Origin of the sequence: Methanonatronarchaeum thermophilum (assembly GCF_002153915.1) — an archaeon.
Lineage (GTDB): Archaea > Halobacteriota > Methanonatronarchaeia > Methanonatronarchaeales > Methanonatronarchaeaceae > Methanonatronarchaeum > Methanonatronarchaeum thermophilum.
Genome location: NZ_MRZU01000004.1, coordinates 245,001 through 268,454 on the forward strand (window position 1 = coordinate 245,001; position 23,454 = coordinate 268,454).

The window sequence follows — 23,454 nt, forward strand, 5'->3', positions numbered from 1 at the left end:
GTATTTTTGTTGTTGTTTGCACGGTGATTGTGTTTTGGTTTTGGGTTTTTCCGGTTTTTTGGTGTATTATTGGTTCTATGAGTGTTTTGTATATTGTTAGGCATGAGGTGGGGTATCCGGGTAGTCCTATTATTAGTGTGTTGTTGTGTTTTGCTGCGAATGTTGGTTTGCCGGGTTTTATTTTGAGGCCGTGGAAGAGTAGTTTGTTTTGTAGTATTTTGTAGAGTATGTCTGTTTGACCTGCTGAGGTGCTTCCTGTTGTTAGTATTATGTCGTTTTCTTTGGCTGCTTTTTTTAGTGTTTTCTGTATTTTTTGTTTGTTGTCTGGTGTTACTCCGTATTTTTGGGGTTTGGCGCCTGTTTCTTTTATTGCGCTGTATAGTGTGTTTTGGTTGATGTCGTATATTTGGCCTGGTTTTGGTTTTTTGGGTGGTGTTGTTATTTCGTCTCCTGTTGATATGATTGCGATTTTGGGTGGTTTTTTTGTTTTGATTGTTTGGTGGCCTGTTGCGGAGAGTAGTCCGATTTCTCTGGGGGTGAGTGTTTTGTTTTTGGGTATTATTTTTTCTCCTGTTGTTATGTCGGTTCCTGCGTGCATTACGTGTTGTTCGGGGTGTACGGGTTTTCTTATGTTTATTTTTTGGTTTTGTTGGTCTGTGTGTTCGATCATTACTACGGCGTTTGCGCCTGCGGGCATTACTGCTCCGGTTGCTATTTCTATTGTTTCTCCGGTTTTTATTTTTTGTTTTGGTGTTTCTCCGGCTTTTATTTCTCCTTTTATGGTTAGTTGTTTTGGGTTGTCTTCTTCTGCTCCGTATGTGTCTTTTGCTTTTACTGCGTATCCGTCCATTGCGGCTCTGTCGAATGGTGGTACGTCGATTGGTGATTTTATGTTGGTTGTTGTGGTGTGGCCGGCTGCTTGGTGGATTGGTATTTCTTGTGTTTGTGTTTTTATGTGGGGTTTGATTATTTTTCTTGCTTTTTCTATTGAGATTAGGTTGTGGAATTGTTTTCTTTTGTTTTGTTTATTCAATTGGGATCACCTCTATGGTTTCTCCTTTGTCTTTTCCTTCGCTTTGGCTGGGGATTATTGCTATTCCGTCGGCTCTGGTTATTGAGGTTATTATTCCTGCGCCTGATGTTCTTAGTGGTGTTGCTTTGTTGTTGTTTAGTTTTACTCTTGTGTAGGTTTGGTATCCTGGTTCTGAGTGTATTTTTCTTGTGAGTGTTGCTTGTGTTTTCCATTGGTGTTTTGGTTTGATTTTTCCTTTTTTGTGTATTGTTGGTTTTAGGAATGTTTGTGCGGCTATTGCAGCTGCTACTGGATATCCTGGTAGGCCGATTGTTGGTGTGTTGTTTGTTTTTCCGAGTATTGTTGGTTTGCCGGGTTTTATTGCTATTCCTTCTATGTAGATTTCTCCGTTTTGTTTTATTACTTGGGCGGTGTGGTCTCTTTTTCCAACGGAGCTGCCTCCGATCACTGTGATTATGTCTTTGTCTTGGTTTTGTTGGATTGCTTTCTCTATTTTTTGAGGTTGGTCTGGTGTTATTGGGTGTGTTGTTGGTTTTCCACCCCATTTTTTTATCATCATTGATATGGCTATTGAGTTGCTTTCTATTACTTGTCCGGGTTTGGGTTTGTTGCCTGGCTTTATGACTTCGTCTCCGGTTGGTATTATTGCTATTGTGGGTTTTTTCATTACTGTTATTTTTTCTATTTGAAGTGTTCTTAGTAGGCTTATGTCCATTGGTTTGAGGGTGTGGCCTTGTTTTAGTATTGTTTGGTTTTTGGTTACGTCTTCGCCTTTTTGGCTTATGTTTTCTCCTGGTGAGACGGGTTTGTAGGTTTTTAGTGTTTGGTTGTTTTTTTCTGTGTTTTCTATTTTTATGACTGCGTCTGTTGTTTTTGGTATTTCGCTGCCTGTGTGTACTCTTACGCACTCCATTTGGTTTGGGTTTTTTTCTTTGATTTTTAGGGTGATTGGGTTGGTTTGTGTTGCTCCGTATGTGTTTTCTGCTTTTACTGCGTATCCGTCCATTGCGGAGCGGTTGTAGTGTGGTAGGTCGGTTGGTGATTTTATGTCTCTGGCTATAGCTCGGCCTAATGATTTTTTTATCTGTATTTTTTCTGTGGTTTTTATTGGTTTTATTTTGTTTAGGTAGGTTTTTTTTGCTTTTTCTATGGGTGTGAGGTTTTTGAATCCATTTTTTTTCTTCATTATATCAATTCCGAGATTTTTTTTGTTTAGGTTGGTTTTTGAGTGTGGTAAGTTTGATATTGGAGGAAGTTTTAGTTTTTTGTATGCAGGTTGAATTGGTTATTGATGGTAAAAAACTCCCTATCAATGGTTTCGTGCAGAGAATGATTGGTAACTCTATGGAGGGTATGATTGAAGCTTTACATGGGGTGGATGAGGATTGGGATGGCGTTGAGATAAAGATTGTTCGTGATGAATGAGCTTTTTTTATCTCCTCTTCCTTATGTTTTTGTTTTTGATTTACTTTTCTTTGTAGGGTGGATAATGGTTTTTGTATTTGGATAGTTTTATTGTCTATTGTTAGGATGAGATGTCAAGATGAAGAGAGAACCTATTGTTGAGGTTTATATAAGATCTGGTGACACTAAGTTTAGGTATAAGGATCTGGAGTTGTTGAAGTCTATTGAGGAGTATGGCTCTATCAATAGGGCTAGTAAGGTGTTGAGTAGGTCTTATTCGCATTCTCAGAAAAGGATTGACAGACTTGAGAATGCTTTTGGTAGGTTGATAGATAGACGTAGGGGTGGGGTTGATGGTGGAGGTAGTGAACTAACTTCGTTGGCTGAACAGTTGGTTGAGACGCTTGAAAACAAGATAACAGATTTGGTGGTAACTGCGGATACCGAGATGACCGTTGTTGAAGGTAGGGTTGTGGAGATGGATAGAGATCTTGCGGTTATTGATACGTCTATAGGTCGTTTAAACACTATTAAGAAAGGTTGGATGGAGTTAGGCCAGGTGACTAGGGTTTTGATTAGAGCTGATATAATAACACTTCAAGATCCTGGTAGAACTCGGAGAACGAGTGCTTTGAACACAGTTTTAGGTGAGGTGGTGGGGTTGGATAGGTCTGAGTCTGGTGGAACGGCGATAGTATATCTAGAGGTGGGTGGCACGACAATTAAAGCGGTTGTTACAAAAAACAGTATAAAGAACTTGGATATAACGCGCGGTAAGGAATTGACAGCTACGTTTAAAGCAACTGCTACAAAGGTAATACCTGATGCGAAACTACCCGATTTTTATAATAACAAATAAACTTATTGGATGTTTATTTAATTGGTGGGAATATGAAGGGTAGAGCAAAGGCTTGTGGTGCGATAACGATAGTGAACGCTATAGCGGGTTGGCGGGGAGCAGCTCTTGCTGTTGATTTGCATACGACTGCTGAGGTCAATTTAGATTCTGAGGCTGATGGGGTGATGGGTGATGCTGGTGGTCTTGACCCCACGTTGATAGAGACCTGTGTTGAAAAAACACTTGATTGGTTCGGCTATGATTTTGGGGGTGGTGTTAAGACTGAGAGTGAGATACCTCCGAGCAGGGGGTTGAAAAGCAGTAGCGCTGCTGCTAATGCGGTTGTTTTAGCTACGGTTTCGGCTTTAGGTAAGGTGGATGAGATTACGGAGAAAGAGGTGCTGGATATCGGTGTTGAAGCTGCAGTTGAGTCTGATGTGACGATTACCGGTGCTTATGATGATGCGTCAGCATCTTTGTATGGTGGGCTAACCATAACCGATAATTGGGAGCGTGAGGTATTGAAGCGTAGAGAGATAGATGAAGAGGTTTTGATTTTGGTTCCGGATAAACAGGCACATTCCAGCGAAACGAATGTTGAGAGAGCTGAACTACTTGAACCCCTTGTATTGAAGGCGCATGAGATGGTTGTTGATGGTATGTTGTATGATGCATTGACTTTGAATGGGGTGTTGTATTGTGCAACACTTGGATATAAACAGGATATTGCTTTAGATGCTCTTGAAGCGGGAGCCAAGGCTGCAGGGCTGTCTGGAACCGGTACGGCATATGCTGGTTTGGTTGAATCAGGTTCAAAGGAAACGGTTAAGGAAGTATGGCAAGAATATGGAGACGTAATAGAAACGAAGGTGGATAACGAAGGAGGTATTGTTTTATGACACTTGATGAAATAAGAGATGAAATAAGAGAGATAGATCAAGAGATAATTGATTTGATAGATAAAAGAACTGCTTTAGCCAGCGATATAGCAAAGATAAAAAAAGAAAACGACATCCCGGTTAGGGATATGGAGCAGAATAAAAAAGTGTTGTCTAGAGCGACTGAGATGGCTGTTGAGAGTGGATTGGATACCGGGCGGGTTAAAAAAATATTTGAAACTTTGATAGAGATGAATATCGAGAAACAGGAGAACCTTATGGGGAAAGGAAAACTACCCTAATCCTTTCCTCTCAATTTGGATATTTCTCTAGTTTTCTAGGTTTGTATTTTTTTGGTTTTTTTGGTTTTGTATGTAGTTGTCTATGTTTTCGATTATTTGGCTGAGTTTTTCAGTGTCTTGTGTCTCTATCGTTTCCAACATTTTTTGGTAGTCTTTTATTGTTTTTTTATGTATCATTGGTATGTATCTGTTGTGTGTTTGTATTGAGGCGTATAACTCTGGATTTTGTACCAATATTCTGTCGAGGTCTTTGTGCAGCAGTCTGAATGTTGGTGTTGTTAGGTCGTTGTTTTGGTTTATATTGAATTTCTGGTTTTTAAGGATTGAGCCGAACAGGATAAGTAGTAGGTGGGATGCTCCTTGAACAACTGCCATGGCTTTGTCGTGTTCGCTGGCAGTCATTGTTCTTATGTTCCCGCCTTGGTTTGTTATGTATTTTTTAACTTTGTCTAGCCATTTATCTGCGTTTATTGGCACTAAAACGATGTTTTTATCTTTGAAGGTGGTTCCCTCTGGGCCGAACAGGGGGTGTGTGCCTATTTTTTCTACGTGTTTTGGTACGTGTTTTTTCATCGCGTTGACTGGCTGTTCTTTTATTGATGTTACGTCCATTAGTAGTGAGTTTTTTTTCATTTTGGGGCCGACTTCTTTGATTACTTTGGTGGTTGCTTTTATAGGTACGCTTATTATTACGATGTCTGAGTTTTTTATTGGGCTGTAGTTTTGGTGGTATTTGATCTCCAGTTTTCTAGCTGTTTTTTTTCCCTTTTTTTTGTTTTTGTCGGTGATGTGGATTTCTGTGTTTTGGTTTTTTAGGTTTTGTGCTATCCAATGTCCCATTCGTCCTGCTCCACCGACTATTGTGATTTTTTGTTTTTTGTTCATTGTTTTAGCTCCCTGTGTACGGCTTCCCTCATTTTATCTGTTGGTGGTTCTCTGTTTGTCCATATTTTGAAGGATTCTGCTCCTTGTTGGACAAGCATTTCAACTCCGTTTATTGTTTTTGCACCAACCTCTTCGGCTTGTTTCAGTAGTTTTGTTTTTATTGGTCTGTAGACGAGGTCGAAGACAATGAGGTCTTTATGTAGGTTTTCTTTTGTGGTAATTGATTTATTGGTGTTTGGATACATGCCTACAGGGGTTGAGTTTATAAGTAGGTCTGCGTTGGATAGTTCTTGGCTTAGTTTGTTCAGTGGCCGGTAACTGGATTTTGTGTTTTGTTTCTGTAGGAGTTCGCTGAGTTCGCGTGCTTTTTTAGGTGTTCTGTTGATTATTGTTATCTGTTTTGCGTTGTCTTTTAATGCTATGCATACTCCTCTTGCTGCACCACCTGCACCTACGATCACTGCTTTTTCGTAGTGTTTTTTTGGTTGTGTAACTGCTTTTTTTGCTCCGATTATATCTGTGTTGTATCCATGGATTTTTTCTTTAAGGTCGATTGTGTTTACAGCGCCAGCTATTACTGCTTCTTCACTGGTTTCTGTACAGAGTTTTAGGGCTTTCTGTTTGTGGGGAATTGTTACATTCAACCCACCTAGGTTTAGTGCTTTCGCTCCTTCGATTGCTTTTTTTAGGTTTTGTTTTTTAACGTGGAACAAGTGGTAGGTGTGTGGTAGTTTTTTTGTTTTAAAAGCAGTGTTTTGCATCTGAGGAGATAGGCTGTGGCTTACAGGGTCGCCTATCAATCCATATACCTTTTGTTTCAAAATAATTCCCTCAACAGCACTTTGATTTTATCAAGCGATATCTGGCCTGGTGCTGTTTCTGCTCCAACGGGGGCGTATATAATGTCGGAGCCGTATGCAGGGCCTATTACTCTGGAGTGTTTACCGGTTTCACCCATAGCTATTGAGCAAACCGGTTTACCTATCTCTTTTTTTGTTGTGTATGTGGCTTCCATGAGTGATAGTACGTCGAGAGGTGTTTTAGCCATGTATGCAACTTTGGCTATATCCCCCAACTCCATGCATTCCTCTATCTTCATCTTAATTTCGGATTTGTCTGTTGTTTGTTGGTGGTTGTGGTGGGAGACTATAACTGGAGTTCCTTTCTCATTCGCCTTATCGATTATCTTTTCTCTTTGTTGTTGCGGGGTCTGCAGCTCTATGTCGACTATGTCTGCAAAACGCATCATGGAGAGAAGGTCTTCAACTCTGTTTTTCTCAGGTCCATCATACTCTCCACCCTCTTTTTCACGTCGGTTTGTGATTATTAGGGGTTTTTCGTTTACATCACTGGACAAAGCCCTTGAAAGTTTTCCATAACTATCTCTACTTAGTTTATCTATCCTCAACTCTACTAAATCAGCTTCAACTGCTCTGTACAACGAAATTTGTTTTTCCACCGTTTTTTCACCTATAGAAGCACATATGACTGGTTTTTCACCAATCTCTATATCTCCTGTTGAAACCGGTTTACTGGCTGTTGGCCTCATAAGATACCTCTACTTAATAATCTGTTTTTTTGTTTTTTGTTTGGGGTTTTTGTTTGGGTTGTTTATTTTTCTGTTATTGTTTCGGTTACTTCCATTCCGAAGTGTCTTGCTTTTTCTTCTGTGTTTACCAGTATTTTGTCGCCTTCTTTTAGTTTTGATATTGATTTGGGGTTTCCTTCTGTGTCTACTAGTCTTATTGTTTCTGCGTTTTGGAGTACGGTTTTTATTTTTTTGTTTTTTGTTTCGGCTTCTATTAGCATTAGTGGGCGTTTTTCTATTTTTGATCTGCCGACTATTGCTTTGCGTGTTTTTCCGTCTTTGTTTACGATTAGTACTTCGTCTCCGGCTTTTAGTTCGGAGAGGTATTTTGTTTTGTTTCCGGGTGTTTTGAGGTATGCGTGCACTCCTCCTGCGTTGACTCTGAATGGTCTTGCTGCTACGTATGGTGATTCTATTGATTCGGAGTGTACTAGGAATAGGCCGTTTGAGCTGCTTCCGACTAGCATGCCTTCTCCTTTTGTCATAAGGCTGCAGGTGTCTACGCATACGCGGTCTCCCATTCCCACTGGCTTTATTTTGGTTATTGTTGCTTCTATTAGGTTTATTTCTTCTTCTTGTAGTTGTTGTATTTTTTCTGATGCTGTTATTATTTCTTGTATGTTGTTGGTTTCTATCAGTACTCCGTCGGACCCTACTTCTAGTGTTTTTAGGGCTGTCTCTATTTCGTTTGTGTTTTCTACTCCTGTTATTATCTTTACGTCTTTTTCTTGTAGTTCTGCTATTAGGTTTTCGAGTGGTATTATTTTCCAGTCTTCTCCTCGTATTATTATGTAGTCGACTTTGTCTGCTATTTGGCTTGCGAACTCTTCGTGTTTTTTGTCTTTTATTATTATGTATTCGGCTGTTTCTCCTTCGAAGTTTTCTAGTTTTTTTATGTCTTCGGAGGATTTTGGGCTGGTTGGTAGTGTTTTTGATCCGTCTCCTTCTCCTTTTATTCCGGCTATTTTTATGTCGCCTGAATCTCCGGGGGAGGCTGTTTTTATGGTTCCTAGTTCACGTGTTTTTTCCACTTCGTTGTCGTTTATTAGTATTGTGTCGTATCCTTGTTCGAGTGCTGTTGTTATTTTTTCTTTTTTGTTTTTCCATTTTTTTGTGTCTGCTTTTAGCCATAGTTCTTTTTTCATTGGTTATCAGCTCTATCTAGTTAGTTGTTGGTTTTGTTTAGTTTTTTAGTTCTCTGTATGCTTCTTCTGCTTTTTTGTCTTTGTGGACGATTTGGGATATGGCGTTTGTCATTGCGGGTACGTTTTTTGATTGGAATACGTTTCGGCCTATTGCTACGCCGCTTGCTCCTCCTTTTATTGCGCCTTCAACCATTTCAAGAACTTCTTTTTCGTTTTCCATTTTTGGTCCTCCGGCGACTACTATTGGTACTGGGCATCCTTCTACTACTTTGCTGAAGGTTTTGGAGGATCCTGTGTAGTTTGTTTTTATTATGTCGGCTCCTAGTTCTGCTCCTGCTCTTGCTGCGTGTTTTACGTATTTTAAGTCGTATTCGTCTTTTATTTTGTCTCCCCGTGGGTACATCATCGCTATGAGGGGAACTCCCCATTGGTCGCATTTTTCAGCTACTTTTCCTAGTTTTCTAAGTTGCTGTGTTTCTGTTTTTGAACCTACGTTTACGTGTACGCTTACTCCGTCAACTCCGTATTTTAATGCTTCTTCGACTTCGCAGACCTGTATTTTGTTGTTGGGGTTTGGCCCCAGTGATGTGCTTGCACTTAGGTGTGTTATTAGGCCTACGTCTTTTCCGTAGCCTCTATGTCCATGTGGTATCATTCCTTTTTGCATTAAGACGGCGTTTGCTCCGCCTTCCGCTACTTTCTGTACTGTTTCTGAGAAATCGACCAGTCCTTTGATTGGTCCAACGCTTATTCCATGGTCGAGTGGAACTATTACTGTACGCCTGCTGTTCCGGTCTATTATTCTTTCTTTCCGTATGTTTTTCCCTATTTCCATGCGTGTTCACCCAAAAGTGTGAAACTGTGTGACACAATTACATAATTAGTAATTTATAAACACTTAATACTTTCTCCAAACACACAAAAAACCACAACAAACCCAAAAACAACACTATACCAAACAAACACCAAAATAAAAACACCCAACCCAAAACAAAACCACCCCAACAAAACGGTGCAAAAATGGAAACAAAAGTAAAACTACTCATAACATACGCAACACTAGCCTCCCTATCAATGGGAATGATATTCCCCTACATCCCACTATACGGCCAAGAAATAGGAATGCCAATTTCATTAATAGGCTATCTAGTATTCGTCTACTACCTCACAGAAATGTTCACAAGAATACCAGTAGGTCAAATAACAAACCAGATAGGGTATCCAAAAATAACAATAACCGCCGGAATCCTATCAATCATCTCAGCAACACTATACCTAACTTCAAACCTGATATGGCCCCTACTCTTCCTAGCACAAATAACATTCGCAATAGCATTCGCAATAGCATGGGTATCGATACCAGCATACATAACAAAAGCCAAAGGATCACTACCAAAATACACATTCCTAGTTGGAATTGGATGGCTATTCGGCCCACCAATAGGAGGAATAACAAGAGACTACTACGGAATGACACACCTATTCATAATACTAACAATAATCAGCATAACACTACTAACAATATCAATATACTTCTACAAACACACCCAAACCCAAAACCACAGTAAAAACCTCCAAAAAAACACAAACAAAAACAGAAAACCCACACTAAAAAACACAATAAAATCAACAAAAAACTCATACAAAAAAGCACACCACCTCCTACTGAACAGAAAAAAAGTACTAATCGCAACCCTCGTATCACTAATAATGTTCATGTCATTCGGCCTACTAGCATCAGTAATACCACTACACCTCGAAGATATAGGATTCACATCCTTCATGATAGGAATATTTGCAGCAACACAAACAACAATATCCTCAGCAATCCGCCTAAAAACAAACCCAATAGTAAAAATCCTAGGAAGAGTAAACATCCTAATAATAGGAACCGCCATATGCGGAATAGCAATATCCACAGTCTCAATAATAACCCACCCCACCACACTGATACTAATATCAGCAATATGGGGACTCGGACACGGCCTCTACCTCCCAATAGCATTTGACCTAATAGCCGATGACACAAACATAGAAGAAAGAGACATCGGAATGGGACTAAGAGGAACCGTAGGAACAGCAGGCTCAGCAATCAGCGTACTCACATTCATGTATCTAGCCGAAATAACAACCTTCTCACTATCAATAGCAACATTCGGAATAATAATGACAACATTCGCCATAACACTCCACATATACTGGAAACAAAAAGGAACATGCCGGTGAACCACCTCTAAACAAACCACCTTTAACAACGCACCACTCCATAAAGACAAAAAACCAGCCAAACTCAAACACCGTAGATTAACTTTATAAAATAAACGAAGCAAAGTTGTTTGCAAAAAAGCCTATTTAACTATAGATTTAGCCGTATCAACTGAAATGTGCATTAAAACTTAAATAAAAATAAAGTATTTTATTAAAGTAGTTGCTACCTTGGATTCATTTAATGTTTTGTTTTGTAAATAAGTAGTAGGTTTGAAAACCGAGTGAAAAATTATGATGTATACTCTATCTAATTTGAATTCAAACTCAGATAGCCTAAAAAAGCGATAACAATATATAGGATTATTTAAAACATTTAATGAAAAACTTTTCACCAATGCTTTGCCATCATATTAGGAAATATAAATAAATTTAATCATAATAAAAGGGATTCCCAGATGAGTGTTAAACCACAGGGGACTAAAACTATTTCCTCCGATTTGAGGAGGCTTGCCGGTAGGCACAGACACCTGAAAAGACATGTAATTAGGTTTAAAAAAATAACCGGAACATATCCGGAACTCATTGGAAGTCCTGACAGCAAACATAAAACCTCTTATCCAAACGTGATATATCCCGTAGGAGAATCAATATTCTGCCATATATATGGAAGTCCAACACAAGACTCCAGATACTACGCAGTAGAACCAACCATATCAAAACAAGAGATACAGAAATTCTACGAAGTAAAACGAAGAATCCTCGACAGAAGCATAAACGTAAAATCTCCAGAAACCAGCAATGAATTCGATGACAGAATAGAACAACTACTAGGTGAAACCACCATAATATCAGACAACATACCCGCTGGAAACATACTATCCAAAATCTGGAAAACAGTTAAATACCTACTTGGAAACGACGTAGTCACAGTAGACCGCAACCAATACAACAAATTCCGATACAGACTAAACAGAGACATAATCGGCCTAGGACCACTAGAACCAGTAATGAGAGACAAAGCAATCGAAGACATACACGTCGTAAGCCCTGAAGACGTATTTGTAGAACACGATGTATTCGGCCTAAACCAAACCAACATCGAATTCAACGACCGAGAAGAATACGACCGATACCTACGTTCAACAGCGGAAAGAATAGGAAACCCGGTAAGCGACTCAAACCCAATTGTAGACGCAACACTCCCAGACGGCTCAAGACTAAACCTAGTATACAGCGATGACGTATCACTAAAAGGACCAACACTAACCGTACGACAACAAGACGAAACACCACTAACAATCACACAACTCGTAAAATGGGGAACATTCTCACCCAAAGCAGCAGCATACATGTGGCTCGCACTAGAAAACGACATGAGCGCGTTCGTAGTAGGGGAAACAGCATCAGGAAAAACAACATCACTAAACGCCGTACTATCCTTCATACCAAGAAACTCAAAAATATACACCGCAGAAGACACCGCAGAGGTAGTACCACCACACAATGCCTGGCAACAACTACTAACAAGAGAGTCCGACAGCCATGAAAACAACGGCTCCGGCCAAGTCAGCATGTTCGACCTAATAAAAACAGCCCTCCGATCCAGACCAGACTACATAATAGTAGGAGAGGTCCGAGGAGAAGAAGGCCGAATGGCATTCCAAGCAATGCAAACCGGCCACCCAGTAATGTGCACATTCCACGCATCAGACGTAAAAAGCATGGTACAGAGATTCACAAGCGACCCAATAAACGTACCAATAGCGTTCTTTGGAAACCTAAACATAGCGATATTCCAAAACTTCATAAGAAGAGGCGACCAAGACCTACGAAGAGTAACCTCGATACACGAAATAGAAGGATACTCACAAGACATGGGTGGAGTTGTAACCAGAGAGATATTCGAATGGGACCCAATAAAAGACGAAATAATATTCAAAGGAATGAACAACTCCTACATACTAGAAAACAAAATAGCACCAAAACTCGCATACGAAGACAGCAGAAGAATATACGTCGACCTAGAACTCCGATCAAGAGTAATAGAAGCAATGGTCAGAGAAGCAATATTCGAATACCACGAAGTAAACAAAACACTCAGCAGCTTCCAAAAAAACGGATTAGAAGGACTATCATTCGAAGTAAAAAAACCAGAAGCCATGTTAAGATAACCCTAAAAAAACCCATATAAACAGCCACACAGTAAAATGAAAGACAATGAAGTAAAAAAAGGAACATACACACTATCCTGGAGGAGGGCAGTAGAAACCCTCCTAAACGAATCAGTCTTCAGTTACCTACTCAGATATGTTCTAGGCTCCGCAATACTCGGATTCACATTATACTACATACTAAACCTACTTATAGCAGACCTCCTTGGCGAACTACAACCAATACTATTCTTAATACCCATATTCATAATATCGGTTTCAATATTATATCCAAAATTAATCGCAGACCGACGTAGAATAAAAATAGACCAAGCCATCCCCCTCTTTATAACCAGCATGGGCGTACTCAGCACAACAAACATACCAAGAATAGACGTCATCGAAACAATCTCCGAACAAGAAGAATACGGACCAATCGCCGACGAAATGAAAAAAATCGTCGAACTCGTTAAAACATGGAACATGTCACTAGACGAAGCCGCAAGATTCCAATCCGAAATAACACCCTCACCACTACTAAGAGACTTCCTAGAAAGAATGGCATACAACGTCAGCGCAGGACAAGGCCTCGAAGAGTTCCTCCGGAACGAACAAGAAGTAGTCATGTCTGAATACGAAACAATGTACATGAGCGTCCTAGAAGACATGGACGTCCTCAAAGACCTATTCATATCGATGACCCTATCCGTAGCATTCATAATAGTATTCGCAACCATAATCCCAATACTAACCGGAATAGACCCCAACTTCCTCCTTTTCGCAAGCATAATCCTCTACGGATTAATAGAAGGAATGTTCCTATACGGAACATACGTTAAAGTACCATTCGACCCAGTCTGGTACGAATACGAAGACATCACATACTTCGACAAAAAAATAATAATATCAATAATAGCAAGCATCGCCGGAGTAATCCTCCTATCCATACTACTAGCACTCAACCTAAACCACAACCTACCGATAATAGGGCACATAGAGATGCCACTACCCCTCTACTTCGCAATCGGCATAACCCCAATGCTACTACCAGGCCTACTAATGAGAAAAGAAGAAGCCAAAATCAAAAAAAGAGACCGAGCATTCCCATCATTCATCAGGTCATTAGGATCAAGCGAATCGGCCAAACAAACAACAACCACAAAAGTCCTAAAAACACTCCAAACCAAAGATTTCGGAGACCTAACAAAAGAAATAAGAAACCTATACAAACGCCTAAACCTCCGAATCGACCAAGTCAGATCATGGAAAAACTTCGCAATGGAAACCAAATCCTTCCTGATCCAAAGATTTTCCGAAATGTACTACAAAGGAAGACTAAAAGGTGGAAACCCCGAAAAACTAGGATACATCATCGGAAAAAACTTCAACAAAATACTAGAACTCCGACAACACCGAAAACAAACAACATCAACATTCATAGGAGTCATCTACGGAATAACAGCAAGCTCAGTATTCGCCTTCTTCTCAGGAATAGAAATCGTAAAACTAATGATCGACATAATGGAAGATGTACAAATGCCAGACGAAGACTGGATCCAACAAATAATCTTCACAGATGTATACAACATCCCCGACGTACAGATACTAATAATGATATTCATACTCGTAAACGCCGTAATGAGCTCAATGATGATAAAAGTCGTAGACGGTGGCCACCACATAAACACATACCACCACCTAGTTGGATTAATATGGACCGGAGTAATAGTAGCCATAATAACCGAAAGACTCGTCTCAATGTTCTTAACAATCTAAACAAAACCAAAAAAACTAAATTAAAATAAAAAAATAAATTTGGCTGTTTAATCTGATTTTGAGATAACTTCGAAGGTTTTTATTAGAATTGCTATAACCAGTGGTCCTACAATGATCCCGATGGCTCCGATGGTTATTATACCTCCAATAAACCCAATGAAATACTGGCTTGGTGAAAGCCCTGTTTCTACATCGGCTAGATATGGTCTCAACACTAAGTCAGGTAAACCAGCGATTAACAACAGGCCTAGTGCGAGAACAATGGCTGCAGAAACTACTTCCCCAATCAAAACTTCGAACAAAGCTAAACCAACTATCAATATAGATGGACCAAGAATAGGGATAAACTGGAGAACTCCAGCAATCAAAGATAAAAAGATAAACGGTTCATAGCCAAGTAGATAGAAAAACGGTAAACCTATAAAGAATGTTAATATAGCTGTTGATAACTGGACAACATACAGACCGATGATCGTGTCTTTTATCTTTTTATTATATCCATATAGAAGGCTATGGAACGATTCATCAAAAACACCGAGTATGTAACTGGCTATAACATTGGATTTGTATAACAGAACATAGATAACTACCACCAGAACAAAAAACTGAAGGATTATCGTTGGTGTTGCTTGAGCAGCTTCAATAGCAGCCTCGCTCAGATACTCCCAACTCACATCAACAATAACACCGACATCGAGAGATAACTCAAACCCGAAAACCTCAAACTCAAAGGATTCAGGGATATCCCTAAGAAACTCAAATAAAACATCTCTACGTCTGTAAACAACAATTATAAAAGGGAACGCTAACGCTACAATAGCAAACATACCTATAAAAGTTGAAACAATACTCGAAACAAACGCAGACAAACCCTTACGCCTCAAATAACTAAAAAATGGATATAGAGTATAAGCAATAGTTGCAGCAAAAACAAAGGTCCAGAGAATCCCAGACAAAACGTACACTGAAACAAATAAACTCACCAAGAGAGCTAAAACCAACAAAACAAACCTAGAATCCTCTTTAAAAATACGAACCATAGATCAAACCAACCTGATACACTTGATTACCCTACTTTAAACTTAACAACAAACACAGTAATACCCTTCTATACAAAAAAACTTGCCTTAAAAAAACAAATAAAACACATAAAACAAATATTTAAACCAAATAACAAAAACAACTCAAATAAACAATATATATCTAAACGTTGATAAAAACCCTAATATACTATATTTACATACTATATGTTGTAGAAATTATTTAGAGTTTGTTAGGGATTTTGAAAACACAGAAAAAACCAATACACAACCCAGCCCCACACCCTAACAAGGAGTAGGTAAATGAAGAAAATAATAGTCTTAATAACACTACTCGCCGTAGTTATAGGGCTAACAACAATAACAGGATGTTTAAACGACACAGAAGACATAGAATTCTCCATACCAACCGACTACATACAGCAGTCAACAGCGGTCGTAGAAGGCTTCCAAATGACACAGTACATAGTGGAAGATAAAACCACATCAGAAATAATCAATGAACTCACTAAATCAGCAGAAGACGCTGACTGGAAAATCTATTCAGATGAACTCGACATCGGTCCACACATAGGTGGAATTGCTTTCGAAAAAAATGACGAACTCCTCGTCATCTATGTAATGGAAATCGAAGAACAGATAATGGCAATGATAATGACAGGAGATAAAGAACTACTTGACGAAGAAACAAACGACCAAGACCCCACAAACGGAGTTGATCAACCTCCAAAAACAGATGTATCAGGTGAAGAACTATCTGAACTACCCAGATACACAGACGCAGTCAGAACAGCATACTGGCAATTGACCACAGCAGATGAATCAGTCCACCACGTAACATACATAACAGAAGATGAATTAACAGAAGTAAAAACATTCTACGAAGACATACTGAAAGACTGGGACGACTATCAATACCTGCAATACCAAGACGCTGGTGAAACAGTAACCTGGCTATCAGCAGAAAAAACACAACCAAACATATCAACTATAATCATAATCGGATCCAGCGATTTCGAAGGATACACAGAAATATACATAACATACGCAGAAGCATAAAAAACACATAAAAAACAAAATTAAGCCCTAAAAAAAGAGATACCGTGGCCAAAAACAACAAGCAACAAAACTAAATGCCACGGTATTAATTTTTATTAAAAAACACATAAAGACTATAAAATCATATTATACCAACCAAAAAACGATTTATAGTGTTATAAAGCACCATAAAACCCTAAATCTATTTTGGGAAAATTTTAATAGATTTCATATTTACAAAACTATTGGTGATGAGTTATGAGTTGGGACCCATTTCGCGAGATACAAAGAATGAGAGAACGTATGGAAGACATATTCGAAGAAATTGAAGACGAAGGACTACAACAAACCCGTGGAACAACAGCATTCAAGCCATTCGTTGACGTAATAGAGCACGAAGACAAAGTAATAGTTACAGCAGACCTACCAGGCGTAGAAAAAGAAGGAATAAAAATCAACATAACAGAAAACATACTAACAATATCTGCAACACGAGAAAAAGAAAAAGAAACAGAAGAAAAAGGATACGTCAAACGAGAAAGAAACATCGGAAAATTCCAGAGAAAAGTAAAACTACCAACAAAAGTAGACGAAGAAAACGCAGAAGCAACATTCAAAAACGGAGTACTAGAAATCAAACTACCAAAAAAAGAAGAAGAAACAGGAAAAGAAATCCAGATACAATAACCCCCCACTATTTTTTTATTAAAAAACAAAACAACCCCCATAAAAAACATAGACAAAAAATATAGAATGAAAAAGATGTTATTTTAATTCATCCCAGATATCAACCAACTTATCCGCTCCCTTCTCATTCTCAACAAACTCAAGTTCAAGACCACCATCGAAATCGATTTTAGCAACCTTAATACGACTCCTATACAACTTAATATCCCCCCCATCCTCCGAAACAGTTTTACCATCAACCTCAATCAAATCTGCTTCCTCAAGCTCCTGAATCCTACGATACCCAGTAGCAATTGGAACACCAACCTCATCAACAATCTCCTTAACAGGCTTAGGCTCCTGAGCCTCAGACAAAATCTCAACACTATACTTACTACCAAGCGCTCGAACTACTTTAATAGGATCCATCGATTATCGTATAAATACAAAAGAATATAAATTCTTCCACCAAAAACCCAACAAAAAAGAAATAAAACACCAAACACAACCAACCAAACCACAGATAAACAAAAAAAAATACAAATAAAACTAAATATATAATGGAGAGCCTAAATGAAAAAACACACAAAAATCCTCATAATCACCACAATAATCCTAACACTCGCATTAACCCCTGGCTGCCTTGGCGAAAAACAAGAAACACCCACATACCCCAACGCAGAAAAAATAGAAACACCAACAAACATATCAAAAGAAATAATAAACGAAACCGGTTTTGAAGGCATAATAAACATATACAAAACAACAGACAACCCAGAAAAAATAGAAACCTGGTACGAAAACGAAATGACAAACCAAACATGGAAAGAACTAACAAAACAATCAGGAATCCAATTCTGGGAAAAAGAAAACACAATACACGGAATACAAACACTAACACCACAAGAAGCACAAAAAGAATTAAACATAAACCAAACAGTAATAATCACAATAACAGTCCCACCAATCCAACTCTAAAAAACACCAACCTCATCAACACCCCACCCAAAAAACCGCCAAAAAACAGAAACACCAACAAACATCATTATCAAAAATAAGAAACGTAGATTATATTTATAAACAAGTCCTCAAAAAAACTATATAAAAACAAGGACTTGCTAAAATGGAGACCATCGAAATACTATACATAATATTCAGCGCCACATTATCAATATCCGGCCTCATACTAGTCGGAATATCACTAAGAGCATACAAAAGAACATACAGAACAGACATGATACTCCTATCACTAGGATTCGCATTAATAGTTTCCGCAGCAATAGGAACAACAATAAGCGCATTCCTAAGCAACTTCGCACACCCCCAACTACTACTAACAATAAACTACTTCATAACAACAATCGGATTCCTCCTACTAATAACAAGCCTCATAATAAAATAAAAAAACCAAAAACTGAATAACCCCCAAAAAACAAAAAATAAAACATGCAACCAGAAAAAAACAACCAAAAAAAACCAAAAAACCAAAAACAAAACACAGAAAACCAAAACTACCGACAACCAGACCTACAACAAAAAGGATACACAAACAAAACATGCTTCAGATGCCAAAAAAAAGGCTTCCCAGTACTACAAGCAGGAGAAAAAACAGCCATAATACACCTATGCCCAAACTGCGACCACATGTGGATAATAAACCACCAAGAACAAAAAATAGAAGAAATACCAAAAGAACTACCACACTACAAAGAAATCGCCAAAAAACTACGCCAACAATACAAAGAAATACTATAAACAAAACAAAAACAAAATTAAATTAAATTAAATTAACTTTTTACCCATGAAGTCACCTTCCTAATTTTTTGTTTTAGGTGGGTGGTGAATTGGGGTGGTTTTAGATGTTCGAATGTAGATGTATTGTATGTGGATTTGGGATGTTGGAAAGTCTCTAGTTCTCCGAGTTGGTGGAGAGCGTTAGGGTAGGGGTGGATGAATAACTCTCCTGAATGAAGAAAGCCTCTTTTGACATTAAGAGTATCTTGACCGTGCTTGAGACCACTGGCGTTGACCTGACCTCTGCAACCCGTAAGTCAGTGAGGTAGGTGGCAACCGTCAAAAAGGTGGATGTTCTACTCTATCAGGACGTTCCTGATAGATTTCGTCGGTAACTCGAAAACCAGTTGGCACGAGCGAAGGGACGGAAGCACCTTCCCAACCAACGGTTAGGTAGGTGAGGAGGTCACATCCTACTTATTGAATTAAGTTGAGTTAAGTTTGGTTGAGATATATGTAAGTTGGTTTAATTTTTTTATTCTTTTTTCTTGAAACTGGATGGTGATACACCACGTTTCTCCATTAAATCTTTTTTAACGTAGATTGGTGATCTCACTCTGGTTGCGATTGCGATTGAATCGCTTGGCCTAGCATCTATAACCAGTTCTTCACACTCTTCTTTTTGGTAGAGTGATATATGAAGTTCAGCGTAGTATACTGAGTCCTTCATCTCTGTTACAAGGACTTTGTCTAGTGCGCATCCAAGCTCGTTTAATATTTCTACAAACAGATCGTGGCTGTGAGGCCGGCTATTTGACAGTTGGGACATACCCATTTTTATACTACCGCCTTGCATAGGGCTGCAGAGGATGGGGAGTACTTTTTCACTCATGTCGTCAACGCCTTGCAAAAGGATGATCGCTCCATCACCAGTTCTACCAACTTCGTAGACCTCAACCTCAATAAAATTCATTAGATAGAATATATGGGTTCCCACTGTAAAAAACTATCAATTGACTATCCCATTATGAAGTATTATCAATTACCTGGGTAAAAATGGTTTGGTAAAAACCATTAATACTGATTACTTAGAGAAAATATACCTGGGATGAAATGAAAGACCCAGAGATAGTTCTACAGAAAGAAACTAAAATAGAGAACCCGGTGATAATTGAGGGTTTTCCAGGAATAGGATTGATTGGAAACATTGCAGCCCGTTACATGATAGATGCAATGGATTTCAGAGAGATAGGCCTAATAAAATCAAATAGATACCCACCAGTTGCTATAATTCAGGAAGGAGAGGCACAACACCCCTTAAGAATCTACAAAAAAAACGAGTACATCATATTCACCTCCGACATACCATTAACAAGCGACCTTGCAAAAGACGTAGCCAGAGAAATAGTTCAATGGAGTATACAAAAAAACTCGCAAATAATAATTTCAATAGCAGGAATATCAACCACAAGTAGAGACGCATCAAGAGTTTTTTCAGCTGCAAGAGAAAAAAAAGACCTACAGGGTATAGAAGAACAAACTGAGAAATTCACAACCGGTAACATACTTGGATTCACTGGATGCATACTCAACGAATCAAAAATACAGGGTATACCAGCTATAACACTATTAGGGGAAACAAGAGGAATCGGTCCAGACCCAAGGTCAGCAGCTGACGTGATACAGATACTTAACAACTACCTAAACATAGATATAGATACAACAAAACTCATAGAAGAAGCAGAAAGAATCGAAGAAGAAATGAACAAAATGATGCAGCGAATGGAAGAAATGGAAGAAACAAAAACACCAACAGCCAAATCCCCGATGTACCAATAAGGAGAGATAAAAATGAAAATGAAAGTACTAAGCGGGATAGCACAGCCAGTACTAGACGACCTACTGCGCGATGGCACAAGAACAATCGAACTCAGAAGCGCAAACAACATAATGACAATATTCGACCAAAAACCAGGAGACTACATACTCCTATCAGACAAAAAAAGAGACGACATAACCAGGGGAACAAACGGAATAATAGCCAAAATAAAAAACAAAAAAATATCAATGCACCACATCTCATACTCAACAAACTCCATCTACGAAGAACGAGAACTCACAATAGCAAGAATCAAAACACAGACAGCAGGCCTAGGAACAATAAAACAAATAATAAAACAAACACCGCAAGGAATAACAACCGAAGTAAAAGAACGAACAGAAAAATACTCAGCCGGCTAAAACCACCCAACACCAAGAAAGTTTAAATCAATACAAGAACATAAAAACCAAGAGCCTTTTTTATGGGCCCGTAGCCTAGCGGATAAGGCACCAGCCTTCTAACAACAAGGAAGAAAGCTGGTGATCGCGGGTTCGAATCCCGCCGGGTCCGCTCACCACAGCGAACTTGTATAAAACTCTCGTGCGTAACTTTTTTATTTTTTGTTTTTTTATATTTGGTATGTCGTGTTGGTTTAGATTTGGTGGTTTGTTTGAAGGATATTTCAAGAAGGAGTTTTCTTAAGTTTCTTGGTGGAGTTGTAGTTATGGAGACGGTTGGTAAGTCATTTGCAAGTGAGTTGGGTTCTGATAGTTTTGTTAGTTTTGCTAAAAAGACTGTTTCGGATATTCCTGGGGTTGAGTTTGTTGAAGCAGATAGTGAATATGGTTTTAATTATCCCTATTTTATTTATATACCTGATGAAATAAGGAGTGGTGAGCCTCCTATTTTGGTGGAGCCCAACAATACTGGTACTTCTACCGATGATTTTGAAGAACATATTGAAGGTGCTGAGTTGCAACTGAGGGAAGGCACTGGTACTAGACAGATAAGTGATGAATTGGATATTCCTTTGATTGTTCCGGTGTTTCCTAGGCCTCGTTCAGAGCCAGTAGATTGGGAACATTATACTCATGCATTGGATGTTGAGACTTTAGAGATTTCAAGTGGGAAGTTGGAGCGGATTGACCTTCAGTTGTTGAGTATGGTTGAGCATTCTAAGGAAAACCTGCTTTCGGATAGGCCTGTTAGTTTTAGCGATAAGATTATTTTGAATGGTTTTTCAGCATCTGGAAATTTTGTTGATCGGTTTGCGGTATTGCATCCTGAATCGGTTCTTTCAGTAACTGCTGGTGGCTTAAATGGGATGGCTTTGCTTCCAAAGGCGGAGATGGATGGCCATGAACTTCCATATCACGTTGGTATATCCGATATAGAATCGTTAATTGGAAAGTCTTTTGATCCGGATGAGCTTGACAGGGTGAACCAATATCTGTATATGGGTTCTGAGGATGACAACGATACAATTGGTTATGGTGATGCATGGACTGAGGATGGGCTGGAGGAAACTGCACTTGAGGTTTATGGAGAAGATATTATCGGGGAGAGATTTCCAAAATGTCAGGAGGCGTATGAAGAAGTTGGGATAGAGGCCCAGTTCAAGATATATGAAGGGGTTGGACATAGTCCAAGAGAAGCAAGAGATGATATCGTAGAGTTTCATAGAAGGAGTATTGAGGGAGATGATGTAAGTGAGTTTGGAGAAAAACTTGGAACCCATCCCGAATTTGAAATTAACAAAGAGAAGTTAGATACTGGTGAAACATTAGAGCTGGATGCTTCAAAATCAAAAACTAACCCAGGAGAAATAATAAAATACACCTGGGATTTCGGAGATGGTGAAACAGCAGTGGGCAAAACAACTCAACACACCTATACTGAACCAGGAACTTACGAAATAACATTGAAAGCCATAACTGAAATTGGAGCCACCGATACAATATCAAAAAATATTGAGGTTGAAACATCGGAAGAAGATATAAACGCAGATTTCAAAATAGATCCTGAAAATCCAATGGAAGGCGAACAAATAGAATTAAATGCAGATGATTCAAAATCCCCGGAGGAAATAAATGCATATACCTGGGATTTCGGAGACGGTGAAACAGCAGTAGGGAAAACAACTCAACATACATATAACGAAGCCGGAGAATACCAAATAAAACTAGAGATACATACAGAGAAAGGCAGACAAGCAACCAAAACAAAACAAATTGAGATCCAAGAAACAACAACCGAAGAAACACCAGGCTTAAAAACAATATCAGCCCTATCAGGCCTAGCAGGATCAGCATACCTACTAAACAAACAAAAACAAAAACAACAAGAAAAAGACCCAGATTAAGAAACAGAAAAACAAAAAAAGAAAGACAAGGAATAAATTTCTACAAACACTTAGAGTTTAAAACCTTATGGCTATCAAGAAATAAAAGTAAGATGATAGATTTACCCATCAAATTTCAATGGAAGTTATCTTCGAATCCCTCTTGCCATCATGCTCTTCAAAACTACCAACCACCTTATCTTAACCACAGGAGTCAATAAAAATAGTAGCAACAGTAACTTTAGTACTTTCTGATGGATCTAAAAGTTCTACAGAATTATCCTTTCATAGTATCTCAAATCCGAATTTTTCTCTATTTGAACCATCATTCTTAACCTTCAATTCACCAGCCAATTCCCCAATTTCTGCTTCAGTTGGTTCTGTGTCCGTTTGGATTGTTTTTAGTATTGTTTGTTCTTCATTGTTCCATACTACGGATATTTCTTCTTGTTATTGTTCTGGTTCTAGTTGTATTCTGTCTCCGGGTTGTATTTTATCTGGTATGTTTTCTGAGTTTGCTCCTTTTACTTCTATTTTATCTCTGTCTAGTGTTTCTCCTTCGCTGTGCACTATAACGATGTTGTCTTAGTTTTCTTCAGCTTATAG

Annotated in this window: 25 protein-coding genes and 1 tRNA gene (1 of these 26 cut by a window edge); 16 read left to right on the forward strand and 10 right to left on the reverse strand. The window is 38.7% G+C overall.

Translation table 11 applies throughout. The features are described from left to right. Both AMET1_RS06160 and AMET1_RS06165 read right to left on the reverse strand, forming a co-directional pair. Positions 1-1,033, reverse strand: the 5' portion of a protein-coding gene (locus AMET1_RS06160; protein WP_086637613.1) for a molybdopterin biosynthesis protein. The gene continues 899 nt to the left of window position 1, outside the view; the window shows 1,033 of its 1,932 coding nt (coding positions 1-1,033); its start codon is at positions 1,031-1,033; its stop codon lies off the left edge, out of view. Continuing rightward, positions 1,026-2,219, reverse strand: a complete 1,194-nt coding sequence (locus tag AMET1_RS06165) for a molybdopterin molybdotransferase MoeA (RefSeq protein ID WP_086637614.1) — start codon at positions 2,217-2,219, stop codon at positions 1,026-1,028. Before AMET1_RS06165 ends, AMET1_RS06160 begins: the two co-directional genes overlap by 8 nt. Before the next feature lie 83 nt (positions 2,220-2,302). Between AMET1_RS06165 and AMET1_RS07935 the strand changes: the two genes are divergently transcribed. The 4 genes from AMET1_RS07935 to AMET1_RS06180 all read left to right on the forward strand — a co-directional run bounded on the left by AMET1_RS07935 (position 2,303) and on the right by AMET1_RS06180 (position 4,455). After that, positions 2,303-2,458 carry a hypothetical protein gene (locus AMET1_RS07935; protein WP_161490810.1) on the forward strand — a complete coding sequence of 52 codons (156 nt, stop codon included), beginning with the start codon at positions 2,303-2,305 and terminating at the stop codon, positions 2,456-2,458. Positions 2,459-2,576: 118 nt separating this feature from the next. Beyond that, positions 2,577-3,296 carry a molybdenum-dependent transcriptional regulator gene (locus tag AMET1_RS06170; protein ID WP_086637615.1) on the forward strand — a complete coding sequence of 240 codons (720 nt, stop codon included), beginning with the start codon at positions 2,577-2,579 and terminating at the stop codon, positions 3,294-3,296. 32 nt (positions 3,297-3,328) lie between these two features. Next, on the forward strand, positions 3,329-4,174 hold the full coding sequence (locus AMET1_RS06175) for a shikimate kinase (RefSeq protein WP_086637616.1): 846 nt from the start codon (positions 3,329-3,331) through the stop codon (positions 4,172-4,174). Then, positions 4,171-4,455, forward strand: a complete 285-nt coding sequence (locus AMET1_RS06180; RefSeq protein ID WP_086637617.1) for a chorismate mutase — start codon at positions 4,171-4,173, stop codon at positions 4,453-4,455. Before AMET1_RS06175 ends, AMET1_RS06180 begins: the two co-directional genes overlap by 4 nt. Before the next feature lie 27 nt (positions 4,456-4,482). On the opposite strand, the gene AMET1_RS06185 is transcribed toward AMET1_RS06180, so the two are convergent. From AMET1_RS06185 to AMET1_RS06205, 5 genes are all read right to left on the reverse strand, one after another. Further along, a complete protein-coding gene (locus tag AMET1_RS06185; protein ID WP_086637618.1) occupies positions 4,483-5,340 on the reverse strand; it encodes a prephenate dehydrogenase/arogenate dehydrogenase family protein in 858 nt (285 codons plus the stop codon). Continuing rightward, positions 5,337-6,161, reverse strand: a complete 825-nt coding sequence (gene aroE, locus AMET1_RS06190; RefSeq protein ID WP_201721300.1) for a shikimate dehydrogenase — start codon at positions 6,159-6,161, stop codon at positions 5,337-5,339. Before aroE ends, AMET1_RS06185 begins: the two co-directional genes overlap by 4 nt. After that, positions 6,158-6,889, reverse strand: coding sequence for a type I 3-dehydroquinate dehydratase (gene aroD, locus AMET1_RS06195; RefSeq protein ID WP_086637620.1), 732 nt, complete (start codon positions 6,887-6,889; stop codon positions 6,158-6,160). The genes aroE and aroD overlap by 4 nt, the downstream gene beginning before the upstream one ends. Before the next feature lie 62 nt (positions 6,890-6,951). Continuing rightward, positions 6,952-8,073, reverse strand: coding sequence for a 3-dehydroquinate synthase II (locus AMET1_RS06200; protein WP_086637621.1), 1,122 nt, complete (start codon positions 8,071-8,073; stop codon positions 6,952-6,954). A 37-nt stretch (positions 8,074-8,110) separates the two neighbouring features. After that, on the reverse strand, positions 8,111-8,908 hold the full coding sequence (locus AMET1_RS06205; protein ID WP_086637622.1) for a 2-amino-3,7-dideoxy-D-threo-hept-6-ulosonate synthase: 798 nt from the start codon (positions 8,906-8,908) through the stop codon (positions 8,111-8,113). A gap of 116 nt (positions 8,909-9,024) precedes the next feature. Between AMET1_RS06205 and AMET1_RS06210 the strand changes: the two genes are divergently transcribed. From AMET1_RS06210 to flaJ, 3 genes are all read left to right on the forward strand, one after another. Continuing rightward, positions 9,025-10,299: an MFS transporter gene (locus AMET1_RS06210; RefSeq protein ID WP_330848024.1), complete on the forward strand. Its 1,275-nt coding sequence runs from the start codon at positions 9,025-9,027 to the stop codon at positions 10,297-10,299. Between the two features lie 437 nt (positions 10,300-10,736). Further along, the gene (locus tag AMET1_RS06215; protein WP_086637624.1) at positions 10,737-12,452 is read left to right on the forward strand and encodes a type II/IV secretion system ATPase subunit; all 1,716 of its coding nucleotides are present in this window, start codon (positions 10,737-10,739) and stop codon (positions 12,450-12,452) included. A gap of 36 nt (positions 12,453-12,488) precedes the next feature. Further along, positions 12,489-14,207, forward strand: a complete 1,719-nt coding sequence (gene flaJ, locus AMET1_RS06220) for an archaellar assembly protein FlaJ (RefSeq protein WP_086637625.1) — start codon at positions 12,489-12,491, stop codon at positions 14,205-14,207. A 47-nt stretch (positions 14,208-14,254) separates the two neighbouring features. Here the strand turns inward: flaJ and AMET1_RS06225 are convergent, their stop codons facing one another. Continuing rightward, on the reverse strand, positions 14,255-15,247 hold the full coding sequence (locus AMET1_RS06225; RefSeq protein ID WP_086637626.1) for an AI-2E family transporter: 993 nt from the start codon (positions 15,245-15,247) through the stop codon (positions 14,255-14,257). A 303-nt stretch (positions 15,248-15,550) separates the two neighbouring features. On the opposite strand from AMET1_RS06225, the gene AMET1_RS06230 reads away from it, so the two are divergent. Together AMET1_RS06230 and AMET1_RS06235 are read left to right on the forward strand one after the other, a co-directional pair. After that, positions 15,551-16,306 (forward strand): hypothetical protein, encoded by a 756-nt coding sequence (locus AMET1_RS06230; RefSeq protein ID WP_086637627.1) that lies wholly within the window; start codon positions 15,551-15,553, stop codon positions 16,304-16,306. A 237-nt stretch (positions 16,307-16,543) separates the two neighbouring features. Further along, positions 16,544-16,972: an Hsp20/alpha crystallin family protein gene (locus AMET1_RS06235; protein WP_086637628.1), complete on the forward strand. Its 429-nt coding sequence runs from the start codon at positions 16,544-16,546 to the stop codon at positions 16,970-16,972. Positions 16,973-17,050: 78 nt separating this feature from the next. Here AMET1_RS06235 and AMET1_RS06240 read toward each other — a convergent pair whose 3' ends face one another. Beyond that, on the reverse strand, positions 17,051-17,380 hold the full coding sequence (locus tag AMET1_RS06240) for an ArsR/SmtB family transcription factor (protein WP_086637629.1): 330 nt from the start codon (positions 17,378-17,380) through the stop codon (positions 17,051-17,053). A gap of 144 nt (positions 17,381-17,524) precedes the next feature. Here AMET1_RS06240 and AMET1_RS06245 point away from each other — a divergent pair, with 144 nt between their 5' ends. The 3 genes from AMET1_RS06245 (at position 17,525) to AMET1_RS06255 (ending at position 18,706) form a co-directional block, all read left to right on the forward strand. After that, positions 17,525-17,929, forward strand: a complete 405-nt coding sequence (locus AMET1_RS06245; protein ID WP_086637630.1) for a hypothetical protein — start codon at positions 17,525-17,527, stop codon at positions 17,927-17,929. Between the two features lie 145 nt (positions 17,930-18,074). Then, positions 18,075-18,353 carry a DUF7521 family protein gene (locus AMET1_RS06250; RefSeq protein WP_086637631.1) on the forward strand — a complete coding sequence of 93 codons (279 nt, stop codon included), beginning with the start codon at positions 18,075-18,077 and terminating at the stop codon, positions 18,351-18,353. A 44-nt stretch (positions 18,354-18,397) separates the two neighbouring features. Further along, complete coding sequence (locus tag AMET1_RS06255) at positions 18,398-18,706, forward strand: hypothetical protein (RefSeq protein WP_086637632.1); 309 nt, start codon at positions 18,398-18,400, stop codon at positions 18,704-18,706. Positions 18,707-19,220: 514 nt separating this feature from the next. On the opposite strand, the gene AMET1_RS06260 is transcribed toward AMET1_RS06255, so the two are convergent. After that, positions 19,221-19,658: a bifunctional nuclease family protein gene (locus AMET1_RS06260; protein WP_086637633.1), complete on the reverse strand. Its 438-nt coding sequence runs from the start codon at positions 19,656-19,658 to the stop codon at positions 19,221-19,223. A 140-nt stretch (positions 19,659-19,798) separates the two neighbouring features. Here AMET1_RS06260 and AMET1_RS06265 point away from each other — a divergent pair, with 140 nt between their 5' ends. The 4 genes from AMET1_RS06265 to AMET1_RS06280 all read left to right on the forward strand — a co-directional run bounded on the left by AMET1_RS06265 (position 19,799) and on the right by AMET1_RS06280 (position 22,869). Further along, positions 19,799-20,524, forward strand: coding sequence for a proteasome assembly chaperone family protein (locus AMET1_RS06265; protein WP_086637634.1), 726 nt, complete (start codon positions 19,799-19,801; stop codon positions 20,522-20,524). Between the two features lie 12 nt (positions 20,525-20,536). Continuing rightward, the gene (locus AMET1_RS06270) at positions 20,537-20,926 is read left to right on the forward strand and encodes a DUF473 family protein (protein ID WP_086637635.1); all 390 of its coding nucleotides are present in this window, start codon (positions 20,537-20,539) and stop codon (positions 20,924-20,926) included. Between the two features lie 64 nt (positions 20,927-20,990). Further along, a tRNA-Arg gene (locus AMET1_RS06275) sits at positions 20,991-21,077 on the forward strand. A gap of 100 nt (positions 21,078-21,177) precedes the next feature. After that, on the forward strand, positions 21,178-22,869 hold the full coding sequence (locus AMET1_RS06280; protein ID WP_086637636.1) for a PKD domain-containing protein: 1,692 nt from the start codon (positions 21,178-21,180) through the stop codon (positions 22,867-22,869). Positions 22,870-23,454 lie beyond the last annotated feature (585 nt).